Origin of the sequence: Pseudomonas putida S13.1.2 (genome assembly GCF_000498395.2) — a bacterium.
Classification (GTDB): domain Bacteria; phylum Pseudomonadota; class Gammaproteobacteria; order Pseudomonadales; family Pseudomonadaceae; genus Aquipseudomonas; species Aquipseudomonas putida_Q.
This window is the reverse complement of the sequence record NZ_CP010979.1, coordinates 5,631,035-5,646,980: the sequence shown is the minus strand read 5'-3', so window position 1 is coordinate 5,646,980 and position 15,946 is coordinate 5,631,035. Positions and strand designations below refer to the sequence as shown.

Sequence of the window (15,946 nt, the reverse complement as noted above, 5' to 3'; positions counted from 1 at the left end):
CACGGCCACTTGAGAAACAATTTCGTTTACCATTGTTTCCAAATATGTAGCCGTAAGCGAGGAAGTACCCGCATGACGATCCGCCCGCAACCGCTGATGCGCACCTTGGCCGCCGCCGTGCTGAGCCTGGTCATCGGCGCTCCGGCCGCCATGGCAGACGCACCGGTCACCCTGACCATGTACAACGGTCAGCACAAGGAAATCGGCGAAGCCATCGCCAAGGCCTACGAGGCCAAGACCGGTATTCACATCGATATCCGCAAGGGCAGCAGCAACCAGCTGGCCAGCCAGATCATCGAGGAAGGCGACCGCTCGCCCGCCGACATCATCTACACCGAAGAATCCCCGCCCCTGAACAACCTGGGCGAATTGGGCCTGCTGGCGAAGATCGACGACGCCACCTCGAACCTGGTGCCCAAGGAATACGTTGGCGCCAACGGCACCTGGATGGGCATTACGGCCCGTACGCGCATCGTGGTGTACAACCCGAAGAAGGTCGACGAGAAAGACCTGCCCACCACAGTGATGGACTTCGCCAACCCTGAGTGGGAAGGCCGCGTGGGTTATGTACCCACCAGTGGCGCATTCCAGGAGCAGGCCGTGGCCATCCTGAAAATGCACGGCCGTGAAGCCACCGAAGAATGGCTGACTGGCCTGAAAGCCTTTGGCAAGACCTACACCAACAACATGGTCGCCCTCAAAGCCGTGGAAAAAGGCGAAGTGGCTGCGGTACTGGTAAACAACTACTACTGGTACGCGCTTGAACGCGAACGCGGCAAGCTGGACACCAAACTCTACTACCTGGCCGACGGCGATGCCGGCAACCTTGTCACCATTTCCGGCGCGGCCGTGGTCAAGGCCAGCAAGCACCCGAAAGAAGCCCAGGCCCTGCTCAACTGGATGGCCAGCGAAGAAGGCCAGCGCGTGATCACCCAGACCACCGCCGAGTACCCGCTGCACAAGGGCATGGTTTCTGACCGTGGCCTGAAGCCGTTCGACGAGCTGCGCCCGCCGAAGATCTCGCCGGCCGACCTGGGTAACGCCGAGGAAGCCATCGAGCTTGAGCGCGAGGTCGGCCTGCTCTGATGACTGCCGCCCTGTCCGCACCGGCGCCGGTGCGCTTCGTACCGCGCCGCAAGCGCCCCTCCATCTGGGTGGTGCTGCCTGTGCTGTTCCTGGTGGCGATGAGCCTGCTGCCACTGGCCTATGTCGCCATCAAAGCCTGGGAAGCCGGCTGGCGCGAAGCCTTGCACCTGCTGTGGCGCCCCTTTGTCTGGGGGCTGATGCGCAACACGCTGTTGCTGATGGTCGGGGTGACGCTGACGTGCATGGTGGTCGGCCTGGCGCTGGCCTGGCTGCTGGAGCGCAGCAACCTGGCCGGCCGCAGGCTGTGGGGCGTGGTGCTGTGCCTGCCGTTCGCCGTGCCGTCGTTCGTCAGCAGCTTCACCTGGGTGTCGCTGAGTTCGGACTTCGAAGGCCTCGGCGGGGCGATCATGGTCATGGCCCTGTCCAAGTACCCGCTGGTGTTCCTGCCCGTTGCCGCAACCCTGCGCAACCTCGACACGTCGCTGGAGGAGTCGGCACGCACCCTGGGTTGCAGCCGCTGGGGCGTGTTCAGCAAGGTCACCCTGCCGCTGCTGTGGCCGTCGATGCTCGGCGGCGCGCTACTGATTGCCCTGCACATGCTGGTGGAGTTCGGTGCGCTGTCGATCCTCGGCCTGCAAACCTTCACCACCGCAATCTACCAACAGTTCGAACTGGAGTTCAGCAATGCCAACGCGGCCATGCTGTCTGCCGTGCTGCTGGCGATGTGCCTGGTGATGCTGTGGCTGGAACTGCGCGTACGCGGCAAAGCCCGCCATGTGCGCATCGGCCAGGGCGTAGCGCGGCGTGCGCAACCGGTGCAACTGCGTGGCTGGGCGGTGCTGGCACAGCTGTTTTGCGTGGGCCTGGCGGTGCTGGGCAGCGGTATTCCGCTGGCCATGCTCGGCTACTGGCTGAGCGTGGGGTCGTCGGCAGCGTTCCCGGTGGCGGCCATCTCAAAGGCGCTGTTCACCTCGCTGTCGGTGTCGCTGGGCGGTGCGGGCTTCTGTGTACTGCTTGCCCTGCCGATCAGCTTCTTGGTGGTGCGCTACAAGGGTCGCCTGGCAATCTGGGCCGAGCGCCTGCCTTACCTGCTGCACGCCCTGCCCGGCCTGGTGATTGCCCTGACCCTGGTGTTCTTCGCCCTGCACTACGTGCCGGCGCTGTACCAGACCACGGCATTGCTGCTGCTGGCCTATGCGCTGCTGTTTTTGCCACTGGCGCAGTCGCCGGTGCGCACCGCGCTGAACAAGGCCTCGCCAACGCTGGAAGAAGCGGCCCGTACCTTGGGTGCCAGCAGCTTTGCCGCGTTCTGCCGGGTGACCCTGCCGATCATCTTCCCGGCCATGGCCGCGGCTTTTGCGCTGGTGTTCCTGGATGCCATGAAGGAGCTGACAGCCACCCTGCTGCTCAGCCCCACGGGCATGACCACACTGGCCACCGAGGTGTGGGCGCATACAGCCAACGTCGAGTTCGCGGCAGCGGCGCCTTATGCCGCCTTGTTGATCTTGGTTTCGGGGTTGCCGGTGTATCTGCTCACTACGCGGATGTATCTAAACAAGGCGTGAGAACCCGTCCAGGCTGCCGAGCAGCCTGGACCGTGACGAGGCGCTGTACAAAAAGGCTGTCATCAAGATCAGCGGCAAACGCTTACCGTGGCCTGCACAAGGCACTTCCTGGACATGACCCACAAGACCCGCAGAGACAGATCGATGATGTCTCTGCGCGGTTTCAGACTGAAGGTATAACGACCCCTGTCTTCGCAGTGATCCTGAAACCCGCCAAGAACAACATCATGGGAATGGCCCCCAACGATCTCAGCTGGCAGTGTGGTTATCAGGTATCAGTGGACGGCAAAGCCCCACAGCAGTACTCCGCCAAGGATGAGATCGTAGGCATTGGCAGAGATCTGATGGTTGGTTCCGACCCGTTTGATAGTTTGGTTTCCAGCAGGTACGCTGCCCCCCTCGGATACTGTTCTATAGATTTCAAATAGCATGGCGCAGTTTCGATACCCCAATAACCGCCGAGCTTCTAATTGTGCGCACCGGCGACCCGGCCAATGACCCCAACATTCGCAGCCACCAATTCATTATCCACTCATACAGATAAAGATTAAAAACGAGATCAGCATAAGATTCCATAACACAACCAATACACACCGCATCGCCACCGGAAACCTATCTACCTCCCGTGAGTCAACCAGCCCCCTATACACGAATAACTTTGGCACCGTCAATAATATCGACACCGTGCAGATCCGCATGACACGCCCAATCAAGCCCGCCCGTGAATACAGGTTTTTATTCCCCACCACAAAGCTAGAGTTGGAAAGCATGGTTTCTATGAACTCTAGATAACGATACGATAAATACACCAACACCAAGAGCGATAGTACCGCCAAAACAAAACAGGCCAATACAACTAGTTCTATCACATTGATTGCCATGGATTTACACTACGATAAAGTATGTCACCAAAATATTTACCACCTGAGACTTCACCACAAGTTCACTTTAAAACTTCCAGTAGCCAGTTGAAAGCAAAGAACAAGGTCGTCGATACTACAAGCCCCACCCAAGACGATAACAAAACTCTTTTCATAGACCTTGGGAAACTCTCGAGATCTGAAATATCTGCCACACCTTTTCGAACAAACAACCCTGGAATCATGAGCATATTTGCCGCCAGGCAAGTACGCATTAATTTTCCAACAAGACCAGCCGCTGAAAAGCTCTCCCTATTACTCTGAATATACTTGCATTTCGCTAAAGATTTTTCGACAGCCTCTATAAATCGGCAAGCCAAGTAAATCATCACACACACGCTGATTGCCATACAAGCGAGCAGGATAGACGCGATTATCGTCAAAGCTTCGGTACTCATTCTCGCACTCTCTCATAAATCAACTCCCCCAGACCGCTACCCCACACCCCACCGTAGTCCCCTCCGTATTTACCTCCCACCGCCGCACCAATAACGACGCATGTGATCCCTCCAAACCCCGCCGAAGGAATTCCAATCGCTACACACAGAGAGCTTAGCAACGCACCTCCCGCCACCCCACCACCGGCGCTACCAGACATCCTACCGGCCAAGGCGCTGGTCTCTACATATCTGGCTTTTCTGCAATCTTCCTCTCGACCTAAAGTGCAAGCCTTGTGGATGGCGAGGCCTGTAGAAGCCACTTCCAATGCCGAGCCAAGATAAGTCCCTTTTTTTATAAAGTTCGCCGCACTCGCAACACCGGTCACTTTATCTGCATACCTAGCAACTTCCCCTGTATGCAGATAGCTTTTGGTGGATATTTCCAGCATCCTCTTGATCGAGCCCCTGTTACGCAAACCTGATCCGAACGCGGCCATTTTTTCGAGTTTGCCCTCCAGCGTCAGGAACAAGGCCGCTCGCTTTGCATAAAACTCATCACGCGCCCTGAGTGATCCTTCACCCAAATATGCTCTATGCAGTTCATCAATTTCCTCTAGCGTCTTCTTGATGGACTCCAAGGCTTGAGAACGAATCCAGGCTGGCGAGTAGCCTGGAATTTCGTACGACACACACGAGCTTACCTCAAGTACTCTATCCAAACAAAAAACAGAACAATCAGTGCAATCAGCAAAATTTGTACAGTCCACAAGCGCACTAACAGCCTTTGCAGGTCGACGGGAGCCTTACTAACATCATTGCTATCTAATAGCCCCTTTCGAACGCTAAAATATTTCATAGATAGCATTGCAGAAATTGACCCTAGCCGCATGACTTTCCCGAGCAGCCCAGCATGAGAATATATTTCTCTGTTCACGGCCACCATTCGGCTATTTGACAAGATTGATTCGATACGATCCAGATATCGATACGCAACGAATACCCACACACCAAACATCAAAAACGGAGAAATAATTACAAACACTCCAAGCACTGCCATGTGCAAGTTACTCATCGCACTGCCTCATACAAAATCTCCCCCACTCTTTCTCCCAATACCTCACCAAACTCACCGCCAGCAACACCTCCAGCCGCCCCTCCCAATACCGCACATGCGAAAGTTGCCGTTCCACCGGTGGGAATACCTACGGCAACACATGCTATTGCCCCAATAGGCCCCCAACATATCCACCCATTCCTCCTAGCCCCAAGCTCGCAACTAGCGAACTCTTCTCGACATACTCAGCCTTTCTGCACTCCTACTCCCGCCCAAGCACGCAAGCGTTACGAATTGACAGCTCGGTTGACGCCAGCCCAATACGACACTAACCCCTGTGTCAGCCACTGCAACAGCAAACGCCCTATCAAGGAATATTTGGGAAATCTCCTACAGATTCGACGATGATGACGATTTGATCAGTAAAAGAATGTTTCCTGGTCAGGTTCGATGCTGCTTAAAGCTTCTCCAGCATTTTCCTTACGATCAGGCCATGCACCATGCCGACCGGCAGCATGTACAACCGGCCAAAAGTATTGAGGCACAGCACCGATGTGGTCACGCTCAAGCTTTGCCCGTACACATCCATGCAGACCATCACCGCCAAGTGCGTGTCGCGCGAAGTCAGCACCAGTTGCTGGTCGCTGATGGTCTCGACAGTGAAGAAGTCCAGGCGCTCACCAACGGCTGGCACATGCGTTGGATCGGCGCGAGTGAAGCCGTGGATATCGGCAACATTGAAACGGCGTGAGATGAAGTCGCGAAAGCGGAAGGCCCGGGCCAGCCAGTCGGGGACGTCCGAGGTCATAGCGCAGTAGGCTTGCAGGGCGGTCATCGGGTCAGTGAGCTGTACGCTGTCACTGTGCAGGAAATTCAGGTCAGCCTGGGCGGCGATTAGTTGGGCGGACATGAGCAAGTCCTTTTGTCATGTGTCGCCGACAGCATAGCAACACCGCCCACTGTAGGAGCGGCCTTGCGTCGCGATGGGCTGCGCAGCAGCCCCGGCAATATCTGCATTAATGCCGATATCCTGGGGCTGCTGCGCAGCCCATCGCGACGCAAGGCCGCTCCTACAGGCACCGCGTCAGGCGCGGAATTGGCCAAGGCTTGCCCGTAGCTGCGCGGCCAGGTCATCCAGCACCTTGCTGCTGGCCGTGGTCTGCATCACCACCTGAGCTGATCGCTCAGCCTGGGCATGGATAGTCTCCACCCGCCCACGCACTGCCTGCGCCCCGCTCGCCTGCTGCTCGGCGGCACGGGTGGCCAGGCCAATGGCCGCATGCACCTGCTCTACCGCCGCCTGCACGGACTGCTGCCGGCGCTCGTTATCACGCAGTACCAGCAGCCCTTCGCTGGCCTTGAGCCCGGCCTGGCTGATGGTCGCCACGGCTTCCTTGGCGCCCTTCTGCAGCGCCGCGATGTGCGACTGGATATCCCCCGTGGAGCTTTGCGTCTTGCTCGCCAGCGCCCGCACCTCATCGGCGACCACGGCAAACCCGCGCCCGGTCTCACCCGCCCGGGCGGCTTCGATGGCCGCGTTCAGCGCCAGCAGGTTGGTCTGCTCGGCAATGCCGTGGATCACTGTCAGCACCACTTCAATCTGCTCACTCTGCTTGGCCAGGCGCTCGATCACCTGGGAGCCGGTCTCTACCTGGCCTGCCAGGTTCTCGATCAACCCCGCGAGCTGGGTCGAGGTGCGGCTGTTTTCGTCGGTGGCCTGGCGGATATCCACCACCTGTTTCAAGGCCGCCTGCATCGCGTGGCTTTCAGCCTGGGCTTCGTCGGCCATGCTCGAAAGGTCGCGCAGGCTGGCTGCCACTTCATCGCGTTGCAGTGCCGCAGCCGCATCGGCGCCGGCATTGCGTTGGGCCATCGCGCCAATCTCGACACCGGTACGCTGCGCCACCTCGCCCGCCTCACGCACGATCGGTTGCAGCTTGTCGACAAAGCGGTTCACCGCCGAAGCCATGTCGCCAATTTCGTCGCGGCTGTCGAGCGGCACGCGCTTGGTCAGGTCGCCTTCGCCCGCCGCCAGGTCGTCCAGGGCAGCAATCAGCAGGCGCAGCTTGCTCAGCACTCGGCGGCCAAGCACCACGGCCACCACCAGCAGCACACCCAGGCCAACCAGCACCAGGCCCAGGCCAATGCGCCAGCGCAGTTCGGCAGCGGCATCGCGCACAGTCTGTGCGGTATTGGCCTGCATCGCTGCAGCACTGCCTTGCGCCTTCTCCAGGCGCTCACGCAGGGTTTTGCCGCTGTCGGCGGCAGCCCCCACCAGGCTGTCGCCAACCAGTTGCTCACCGCTGGCAATCAGCGCCGCGAAGCGCTGGTCCAGGGCCTTGAGCTCCTGGTCGATGCCGGCGGTGGAAACCCCCATCACCACCTTGCCGATTTCTGCGCCATTGGGACTGATCGAAGCTTCGACAAAGTACACCGCCGGGTCGTGTCGGGCGGCATCGATCACCTTGTCCAGCGCACGCTCGCCCTGGCCCTTGTCCATCAAAGCCTGGTTGATCGGGTTTTGCCGGTTCAAATAGCGGGTGAGGTGCTGGCCCTGGGCATCGTCGTACACCACGAACAGCACGTTGGGGTTGCGCTGGGCACGCCGGGCAAAGTCGGAGAGCACCGGCACGTCGTTGTCCCAGATCGCCCGCGGGGCAACCGACGCCAGCAGCTCGGCCATGTCGTTGGCGGAGTCCTTCAGGTTCTTTTCCAGGGTGCTGCGCAGTTGCTGCTGTTCGCTTTGCAGGCGCTCCGACAACCCGGCGCTCAGGCGCTGGCGGGTGCTGCTGGACAGGCCGTCGAGGCCCGAGCGCACGTCTTGCCCGGCTTGCTCCAGGTCGTTGGCCAGCTGGCGGCTGTCGTTGCCCAGGCGTTCGCCAAGGTCGGCTTCCAGGGCGGTGACCGTGCTTCGGGTGAGCGCAACGGCAACCAGCACCTGCACCAAAAGAGCGATACCAAGGGCAACAAACACAGGCCGCAAAAGGCGGCTTCGTAACAGTGAGAGGATGGCAGACACGGTGTAACCCTCGTGTTTTCTGGCGCCACTATTTTGATGGCATCTACAGAAACTTCTTACAGCAAGGGTTGTGCCGAAGGCAGCAGGGATAAACGCCAAGGTTCAGCAAAGGGGTTGCCAATACCGGCCCTATCGCCGGCAAGCCAGCTCCCACAGGAACTTCACACATCTCGAGACCGATGAAGATGCCGTGGGAGCTGGCTTGCCGGCGATAGGGCCAGTGCAGGCATACACCACAAATGAAAACGCCGCGGCCCTTTTCAGGGCCACGGCGTCAGATCAGCCTGGAGGGCAGATCAGGCGAACGGGTGACGCAGCACGATGGTCTCGTTGCGGTCCGGGCCGGTCGAAATGATGTCGATCGGCGCGCCAACCAACGCTTCGATGCGCTTGATGTAGTCACGCGCAGCTTGCGGCAGCTCTTCCAGGGTTTTTGCACCCAGGGTCGACTCGCTCCAGCCTGGCATCTCTTCGTACACCGGCTCCAGGCCGATGTAGCTGTCGGCATCGGAAGGCGCGTCGATGACAGCACCGTTCTCGTTCTTGTAGCCAACGCAGATGTTGATGGTTTCCAGGCCGTCCAGTACGTCCAGCTTGGTCAGGCAGATGCCCGAAATGCTGTTGACGTCGATGGCGCGACGCAGGATGACGGCATCGAACCAGCCGCAACGACGGGCACGGCCAGTGGTGGAACCGAACTCGTGGCCACGCTTGGCCAGGGTAGCGCCGGTCTCGTCGAACAGTTCGGTCGGGAACGGACCGGAACCCACGCGAGTGGTGTAGGCCTTGGTGATGCCCAGGATGTAGTCCAGGTACATCGGGCCAACGCCGGAACCGGTGGAGATACCGCCAGCGGTGGTGTTGGAGCTGGTGACGTACGGGTAGGTACCGTGGTCGATGTCCAGCAGCGAGCCCTGGGCACCTTCGAACATGATGTCCTTGCCGGCGCGACGCAGGTTGTGCAGCTCGGCGGTGACGTCGAGCATCATCGGCTTGAGCTGTTCAGCGTAGGCCATGCACTCGTCCAGGGTTTGCTGGAAATCGATGGCCGGCTCTTTGTAGTAGTTCACCAGCTGGAAGTTGTGGTAGTCCAGCAGCTCACCCAGCTTGGCAGCGAAACGCTCGCGGTGGAACAGGTCGCCCACACGCAGGCCGCGGCGCGCGACCTTGTCTTCGTAGGCTGGGCCGATACCACGGCCGGTGGTGCCGATCTTGGCTTCGCCACGGGCTTTTTCGCGGGCCTGGTCCAGGGCCACGTGGTACGACAGGATCAGCGGCGCAGCCGGGGAAATGCGCAGGCGCTCGCGCACCGGTACGCCTTTTTCTTCCAGCTTGGTGATTTCGCGCATCAGGGCGTCCGGGGCAACGACCACGCCGTTGCCGATCAGGCACTGTACGCCTTCACGCAGGATGCCGGACGGAATCAGGTGCAGAACGGTCTTTTCACCGTTGATCACCAGGGTGTGACCCGCGTTGTGGCCCCCCTGGTAGCGCACTACGGCGGCAGCATGTTCGGTCAGCAGATCGACGATCTTGCCTTTGCCCTCATCACCCCACTGGGTGCCCAGGACGACGACATTCTTACCCATTACATTGGTCCTCATTCACGCAAACTTGGTTGCCGGCCTGTTGCCGACGCAGAAACTCACTGGGCCAGCGGCAGAACCTGCCAGCGCCCGTCTTGCTGAATCAATTGCCGATCACAATCCGCCTCGAGAGCAGCACTCAACGGCTGGCCAGGCAGGGCCTGGACCACACGCTGGCCCTCGGTGCGCAACTGGCAGACTTGCTGCCAGAGGGCCGCGTCGCCACTGTCCGGCATCCAGATGCCGCCCGTTGGCAATACGACCTCCGCTCGCCCCAGTGTGACCAGGGTCTTCAAATCCGTGGAGAAACCGGTGGCCGGGCGGGCCCGGCCAAAGTCGGCGCCGATGTCGTCGTAGCGCCCGCCCTGGGCGATCGATTGACCCTCGCCCGGCACGAACACCGCGAATACCACGCCGGTGTGATAGTTGTAGCCGCGCAGTTCGCCGAGGTCGAAGTACAGCGGCAGGTCCGGGTAGCGCGACGTCAGGCGATCGGCGATCGCCAGCAGGTCGTCCAGTGCAGCCAGCACGCTGGCCGGGGCACGGCCCAGGCGCACGCGGGCTTCGGCCAGCACTTCGCGGCCACCGCACAGTTCGACCAGTGCGCGCAGCATGTTGCCCAGGTCCTTCGGCAGGTCGGCGGTCAGCGCCTGCACTTCATCGACGGCCTTGCGCTGCAGGGCGTCGAACAGCTGCTGCTCGACCGCACCGGACAGGCCGGCAGCACGGGCCAGGCCGCGGTAGATACCGACGTGGCCCAGGTCCATGTGTACGTCCGGCACATCGGCCAGTTGCAGCGTGGCCAGCATCAGGCTGATGACTTCCACGTCGCTGGTCGGGCTGGCATCGCCATACAGCTCGGCGCCCAGCTGGATCGGGCTGCGCGAGGTGGACAGTGCACGCGGCTGGGCGTGCAGCACGCTGCCGGCGTAGCACAGGCGGCTCGGGCCTTCACGGCGCAGGGTGTGGGCGTCGATGCGCGCCACCTGCGGGGTGAAGTCGGCGCGGAAGCCCATCAGGCGGCCGGACTGCGGGTCCACTACCTTGAAGGTGCGCTGATCCAGGTCCTGGCCGGCGCCGGTGAGCAGCGACTCCAGGTACTCGATATGCGGGGTGACGACCAGCTCGTAGCCCCAACTCTGGAACAGGTCCAACACCTGACGGCGCGCGATCTCGATGCGCGCAGCCTCAGGTGGCAGTACTTCCTCGATGCCATCTGGCAGCAGCCAGCGGTCTACCGTTGCCATTACGCCTTTTCCCCTCTGGTCCGGGCGGCTTGCCAGCTGGCGAGCCGTCAGTAAAGCCGGTATCGCGCACAGCAGCGGGCAGCACTGATCCCAGCGCAGCCACCGTACCCGATACCCTCGAATTGCCTTGCGAGCTGACCAAACCGTCAACTGGCGCTTCGCCAATCAACCTTTCAGACGCAAAAAAGCCGGGAAATTTCCCGGCTGCCTCATCATACACCCCTTTTCATTCAGGATGCACCCCGCCTGGTATTTTAGCTGCCCGGCGGGGCGCCCCTGCACGAAAGTCAGGGCCTGAGCATCACGGCTTGCTCTTGTCCAGGTAACGGAAGAACTCGTTCTTCGGGTCCAGGACCAGCACGTCGCTCTTGCTCGAGAAGCTCTCGCGGTATGCCTGCAGGCTACGGTGGAACGCATAGAAATCAGCGTCCTGGCTGTAGGCCTTGGCATAGATGGCGGCCGCCTGGGCGTCGCCGTCACCACGGGTTTCTTCTGCTTCGCGGTAGGCCTCGGCCAGCAGCACACGGCGCTGGCGGTCGGCATCGGCACGAATACCTTCAGCCAGCTCGTTACCCTTGGCACGGTGCTCGCGAGCTTCACGCTCACGCTCGGTGCTCATGCGGTCGAACACGCTGCGGTTGACTTCCTTCGGCAGGTCGATGGCCTTGACGCGCACGTCGACCACCTCGATGCCCAGCTCCTTGTTGGCCATGCGGTTTAGCGATGCAGTGATGTCGGCCATCAGTGCGTCACGTTCACCGGAAACCACCTCGTGCAGGGTACGTTTACCGAACTGGTCGCGCAGGCCGCTTTCCAGACGACGCGACAGACGCTCGTCGGCGATCTGCTTCATGCCGGACGTGGCGGTGTAGAAGCGCTCGGCATCCTTGACGCGCCACTTGGCGTAGGCGTCGACCATCACCGCTTTCTTCTCCAGGGTCAGGAACCGCTGGGTCGGGGCGTCGAGGGTCATGAGGCGGGCGTCGAACTTGCGCACCTGGTTCACGTACGGAATCTTCACGTGCAGGCCTGGCTGAACGTCCGCCTGGACCACCTTACCAAAGCGCAGCAGTACCGCACGCTCGGTCTGGGACACGATGTAGAAGCTGTTCCAGGCCACGATGGCCAGAACGACGGCGGCGATCAGGGCGATCAGCGATCTGTTGCTCATCAGCGGCTCTCCCTAGTACGCAGCGGCTGCTGTTGCTGTTGCAGGTCCTGCGCCGCACGGGCGGCCGCATCGTTGGCCGATGGCGACACGCTGGTGGTTGGCGCGGACGAATTGCGGCTGCCTTCGACCATCTTGTCCAGTGGCAGGTAGAGCAGGTTGTTCTGCCCGTCCTTGGTTGCCACCATGACCTTGCTCGAATTGCTGTAGACCTCTTGCATGGTCTCCAGGTACAGACGCTGACGGGTCACCTCAGGTGCCTTGTGGTACTCGGTCACCAGCTTGGTGAAGCGGTCGGCCTCACCCTTGGCCCGGGCGATGACTTCGTCGCGGTAACCGTTGGCGTCCTCGATGATGCGCTGGGCCTGACCACGGGCTTCCGGCACCACGCCATTGGCGTAGGACTCGGCCTGGTTGCGGGCACGCTGCTCGTCTTCGCGGGCACGGATCACGTCGTCGAAGGCTTCCTGCACTTCACGCGGGGCTGCCGCGCTCTGTACGTTGACCTGGGTAACGGTGATACCGGTACGGTAGTTGTCGAGGAAGCGCTGCAGACGTTCGCGGATATCCACGGCCATCTGTTCACGGCCTTCGGTCAGCACCTGGTCCATCGAGGTGGAACCCACCACGTGGCGCAAGGCACTGTCGGTCGCGTGCTGCAGGCTCACCTCAGGCTGGTCGACGTTAAGCACGAAGTCCTGCAGGTTGCTGATCTTGTACTGGACGGTCAGCGGTACCTCGACGATGTTCTCGTCTTCGGTCAGCATCTGGCCCTGCTTGGTATAGGCACGCTCACGCGTGACGTTTTCCATGTACTTGCGATCAATCGGCGGGAAGTAGATGTTCAGGCCGGGACCGACCGTTTCATGGTACTTGCCGAAGCGCAGCACCACAGCCTGCTCCTGCTCGTCGACCACGTACACGGCACTGTACAGCCAGATGGCAGCCAGTACCGCCAGGCCGATGCCCAGCAGGCCCAGGCCACCGCCCTTGCCGACATTGCGGTCACCGCCGCCACGTTTCTTGTTACCGCCGAACATGCCGTTCAGGCTGTCCTGCAGTTTGCGGAAGGCCTCGTCCAGATCCGGCGGACCTTTCTTGTCACCACCACCGCCACCGCCACCACGGCGGCCGCCCCAGGGATCCTGATTGTTCGAGTTGCCACCCGGCTCGTTCCAAGCCATAGCGCTCTCCATCTGATAAAGCAAAGACGCGCCCACGGCGCGCCGTCCAATGCTACAGAATGCCTGTCACTGCTGCCCGGCGACCTCGACGAGCATTTATTGCAAAGTGTGTTGCTCGACAAACACTTGCGGCTCCATGCCTTCGCGGCTGACCAGGCGATTCAATTCGACCATGGGCAGTCGCACGCTCAGCAGGCTGCGCCCTTCTTCATCATGCTCTTCACTCTGCACGGCACCCAGAGCAAAGAATTGCGCGCGCAAGCGGGCAAAACGCTGCTCCAGGCACAGGGTACCGACAAACAGATCATCCCCCAGCAACTCGGCAATCGCCTGGCCAACCAGCTCCAGACCACGCCCATCGCGTGCCGATACCCAGACCCGTTCCGGCTTGCCGTCGGCATTGCGCTGGATCTGTGGCTCGACATCTTCGAGCAGGTCGAGTTTGTTATACACCTCGAGGATGGGCAAGCCTTCCGCGCCAATCTCGCCCAACACGGCCAGCACCTGCTCGATCTGTTCCATGCGCTCTGGCTCATGGGCGTCGATCACGTGCAGCAGCAGGTCGGAGTTGCTCGACTCTTCGAGCGTAGCCCGAAATGCCTCGACCAGCTTGTGCGGCAGGTGGCGAATGAAGCCCACGGTGTCGGCCAGCACGATCGGCCCCAGGTCGTTGAGCTCAAGCCGGCGCAGGGTCGGGTCGAGGGTGGCGAACAGCTGGTCCGCGGCGTACACCTCGGATTCGGTCAGGGCGTTGAACAGCGTGGACTTGCCGGCGTTGGTGTAACCCACCAGCGAAACGGAAGGGATATCCGCGCGCTTGCGCCCGCGACGCGCCTGCTCACGCTGGCTGCGTACCTTCTCCAGGCGTGACTTGATCTGGCGAATGCGCACCCGCAACAGGCGGCGGTCGGTTTCCAGCTGGGTTTCACCCGGGCCACGCAGGCCGATACCGCCTTTTTGTCGCTCAAGGTGGGTCCAGCCGCGCACCAGCCGCGTGCTCATGTGATCAAGCTGGGCCAGTTCGACCTGCAGCTTGCCTTCATGGGTACGCGCCCGTTGGGCGAAAATATCGAGGATCAGCCCGGTACGATCGAGCACACGGCACTCGAACACACGTTCGAGGTTGCGCTCCTGACTGGGCGTAAGGGTGTGATTGAAAATCACAAGGTCTACCTGTTCGGCATGGACCAGGTCGTGCAATTCCTCGACCTTGCCGCTGCCAATCAGGTATTTGGCCGTTGGCTGATGCCTTGTCACAGTCACCAGCGAGACGATGTCCGCCCCGGCCGACAGTGCCAGCTCCCGAAACTCCTGCGGATCTTCGCGCGCCTCAGGGTTCTGACCTTCCAAGTGAACGAGCAACGCCCGTTCACCACCACCGTGGCGCTCAAAGAACAATGCAGGCTCCTATCAGGCGTTGCCTGGCTCGCTGTCGCCGAGATCGGAATCGGACGGGCTTGGCAGGCGAACCGGACGGGCAGGCACCACGGTCGAAATGGCGTGTTTGTAGACCATTTGGCTGACGGTGTTCTTCAGCAGTACCACGAACTGGTCGAACGATTCGATCGAGCCCTGCAGTTTGATGCCGTTGACCAGGTAGATGGATACCGGAACCTTTTCTTTTCTCAAGGTGTTCAAGTAAGGGTCTTGTAGCGAATGCCCTTTTGACATATGCCGCACTCCTGTAAGGATAAATAATAGAAAATCAAGAAAATCGATAAATTAGGCCGCCCCTTCGCAAGAATAGACGGCAATCAGCAGGGACTCAGCTCAATATGGAGATGGCCCCAAGGTATTTCAAGGTGCGGGACAGATTGTCGCAGGCCATGCTGTCAAGCCAGTGCACATCAGGCCAGCCACGCAACCAGGTGAACTGCCGCTTGGCCAGCTGCCGGGTAGCAATGATACCGCGTTCTCGCATCTCATTCTCAGTCAGCGTGCCGTCCAGGTAATCCCAGACCTGCCGATAACCCACTGCCCGTATAGACGGCAGCCCGGCGTGCAAGTCACTTCTGGCTCGCAGCGATCGGACCTCGTCAACGAAGCCCTGTTCCAACATCTGCGAAAATCGTAACGCAATTCGCTGATGCAAAATGTGACGATCTGTAGGAGCAATCGCCAAACTCGCGACAGTATAGGGCAAATGTCCGCCAGCGCCTGCGTCTGCGCCGCGACTTTCCGCGAATTGACGCTGGCGATGGGCTGTCATGCTCTCGCCACTCACCCGGTACACCTCCAGCGCGCGAATCAAGCGCTGCGGGTCGTTGGGGTGGATGCGCGCCGCCGATTCCGGGTCTATCTCAGCCAGCTGGCGGTGCAGTTCGGCCAGCCCAAGCGCCTGGGCCTGGGCTTCCAGGTCGGCTCGCACCGCGGCATCCGCTGCCGGCATGTCGGCCAGGCCATCGATCAACGCCTTGTAATAGAGCATGGTGCCGCCCACCAGCAGCGGGACCTTGCCCCGCGCAGTGATGTCGGCCATGGCCTCCAGGGCATCGGCGCGAAATTGCGCGGCCGAATAACTCTCGGCCGGGTCGCGGATGTCGATCAGGCGGTGCGGGTGGGCAGCCAGAATTTCTTTTGACGGCTTGGCCGAACCGATGTCCATGCCGCGATAGACCAGCGCCGAGTCGACGCTTATCAGCTCGCACGGCAGCACTTTGGTCAGCTCGATGGCCAGGTCGGTCTTGCCGGCCGCCGTCGGGCCCATCAGGAATATTGCAGGGGGCTTGCCGCTCAT

Annotated in this window: 13 protein-coding genes and 1 pseudogene; 2 read left to right on the top strand and 12 right to left on the bottom strand. The window is 60.7% G+C overall.

Annotation, left to right across the window (positions count from 1 at the left end; translation table 11 throughout):
* Positions 1-72 precede the first annotated feature (72 nt).
* Positions 73-1,086, top strand: a complete 1,014-nt coding sequence (locus N805_RS24910) for an extracellular solute-binding protein (protein WP_019471345.1) — start codon at positions 73-75, stop codon at positions 1,084-1,086.
* A complete protein-coding gene (locus N805_RS24905) occupies positions 1,086-2,651 on the top strand; it encodes an ABC transporter permease (RefSeq protein ID WP_019471344.1) in 1,566 nt (521 codons plus the stop codon). Before N805_RS24910 ends, N805_RS24905 begins: the two co-directional genes overlap by 1 nt.
* 943 nt (positions 2,652-3,594) lie before the next feature.
* Here the strand turns inward: N805_RS24905 and N805_RS24890 are convergent.
* The 12 genes and pseudogenes from N805_RS24890 to miaA all read right to left on the bottom strand — a co-directional run bounded on the left by N805_RS24890 (position 3,595) and on the right by miaA (position 15,946).
* Complete coding sequence (locus tag N805_RS24890) at positions 3,595-3,969, bottom strand: hypothetical protein (protein ID WP_019471341.1); 375 nt, start codon at positions 3,967-3,969, stop codon at positions 3,595-3,597.
* Entirely contained in the window at positions 3,966-4,640 is a 675-nt protein-coding gene (locus tag N805_RS24885) for a hypothetical protein (RefSeq protein WP_155412709.1), read from the bottom strand. Before N805_RS24885 ends, N805_RS24890 begins: the two co-directional genes overlap by 4 nt.
* 822 nt (positions 4,641-5,462) lie before the next feature.
* Positions 5,463-5,915, bottom strand: coding sequence for a DUF2867 domain-containing protein (locus N805_RS24875; RefSeq protein WP_019471338.1), 453 nt, complete (start codon positions 5,913-5,915; stop codon positions 5,463-5,465).
* Positions 5,916-6,089: 174 nt separating this feature from the next.
* The gene (locus N805_RS31360; RefSeq protein ID WP_371113218.1) at positions 6,090-6,794 is read right to left on the bottom strand and encodes a methyl-accepting chemotaxis protein; all 705 of its coding nucleotides are present in this window, start codon (positions 6,792-6,794) and stop codon (positions 6,090-6,092) included.
* Positions 6,795-6,995: 201 nt separating this feature from the next.
* Positions 6,996-7,208, bottom strand: a pseudogene (locus N805_RS31355) (methyl-accepting chemotaxis protein); the annotation flags it as partial.
* A gap of 1,112 nt (positions 7,209-8,320) precedes the next feature.
* Positions 8,321-9,613: an adenylosuccinate synthase gene (locus tag N805_RS24865; RefSeq protein WP_019471336.1), complete on the bottom strand. Its 1,293-nt coding sequence runs from the start codon at positions 9,611-9,613 to the stop codon at positions 8,321-8,323.
* 56 nt (positions 9,614-9,669) lie between these two features.
* The gene (locus N805_RS24860) at positions 9,670-10,857 is read right to left on the bottom strand and encodes an ATP phosphoribosyltransferase regulatory subunit (RefSeq protein ID WP_019471335.1); all 1,188 of its coding nucleotides are present in this window, start codon (positions 10,855-10,857) and stop codon (positions 9,670-9,672) included.
* A 301-nt stretch (positions 10,858-11,158) separates the two neighbouring features.
* Positions 11,159-12,028, bottom strand: a complete 870-nt coding sequence (gene hflC, locus N805_RS24855) for a protease modulator HflC (protein WP_012274454.1) — start codon at positions 12,026-12,028, stop codon at positions 11,159-11,161.
* Positions 12,028-13,209 (bottom strand): FtsH protease activity modulator HflK, encoded by a 1,182-nt coding sequence (hflK, locus tag N805_RS24850; protein ID WP_019471334.1) that lies wholly within the window; start codon positions 13,207-13,209, stop codon positions 12,028-12,030. The genes hflC and hflK overlap by 1 nt, the downstream gene beginning before the upstream one ends.
* A gap of 96 nt (positions 13,210-13,305) precedes the next feature.
* Entirely contained in the window at positions 13,306-14,607 is a 1,302-nt protein-coding gene (gene hflX, locus N805_RS24845; RefSeq protein ID WP_016501882.1) for a ribosome rescue GTPase HflX, read from the bottom strand.
* 12 nt (positions 14,608-14,619) lie between these two features.
* Positions 14,620-14,880, bottom strand: a complete 261-nt coding sequence (gene hfq / locus N805_RS24840) for an RNA chaperone Hfq (RefSeq protein WP_016489445.1) — start codon at positions 14,878-14,880, stop codon at positions 14,620-14,622.
* Between the two features lie 94 nt (positions 14,881-14,974).
* A complete protein-coding gene (gene miaA / locus N805_RS24835) occupies positions 14,975-15,946 on the bottom strand; it encodes a tRNA (adenosine(37)-N6)-dimethylallyltransferase MiaA (RefSeq protein WP_019471333.1) in 972 nt (323 codons plus the stop codon).

Bases quoted from the DNA above. Each gene is read 5' to 3' on its own strand.
- N805_RS24910 (WP_019471345.1), top strand. From the start codon at position 73: ATGACGATCCGCCCGCAACCGCTGATGCGCACCTTGGCCGCCGCCGTG.
- N805_RS24905 (WP_019471344.1), top strand. From the start codon at position 1,086: ATGACTGCCGCCCTGTCCGCACCGGCGCCGGTGCGCTTCGTACCGCGC.
- N805_RS24890 (WP_019471341.1), bottom strand. From the start codon at position 3,969: ATGAGTACCGAAGCTTTGACGATAATCGCGTCTATCCTGCTCGCTTGT.
- N805_RS24875 (WP_019471338.1), bottom strand. From the start codon at position 5,915: ATGTCCGCCCAACTAATCGCCGCCCAGGCTGACCTGAATTTCCTGCAC.
- N805_RS31360 (WP_371113218.1), bottom strand. From the start codon at position 6,794: ATGGCCGACGAAGCCCAGGCTGAAAGCCACGCGATGCAGGCGGCCTTG.
- N805_RS24865 (WP_019471336.1), bottom strand. From the start codon at position 9,613: ATGGGTAAGAATGTCGTCGTCCTGGGCACCCAGTGGGGTGATGAGGGC.
- N805_RS24860 (WP_019471335.1), bottom strand. From the start codon at position 10,857: ATGGCAACGGTAGACCGCTGGCTGCTGCCAGATGGCATCGAGGAAGTA.
- hflC (WP_012274454.1), bottom strand. From the start codon at position 12,028: ATGAGCAACAGATCGCTGATCGCCCTGATCGCCGCCGTCGTTCTGGCC.
- hflK (WP_019471334.1), bottom strand. From the start codon at position 13,209: ATGGCTTGGAACGAGCCGGGTGGCAACTCGAACAATCAGGATCCCTGG.
- hfq (WP_016489445.1), bottom strand. From the start codon at position 14,880: ATGTCAAAAGGGCATTCGCTACAAGACCCTTACTTGAACACCTTGAGA.
- miaA (WP_019471333.1), bottom strand. From the start codon at position 15,946: ATGAGCGGCAAGCCCCCTGCAATATTCCTGATGGGCCCGACGGCGGCC.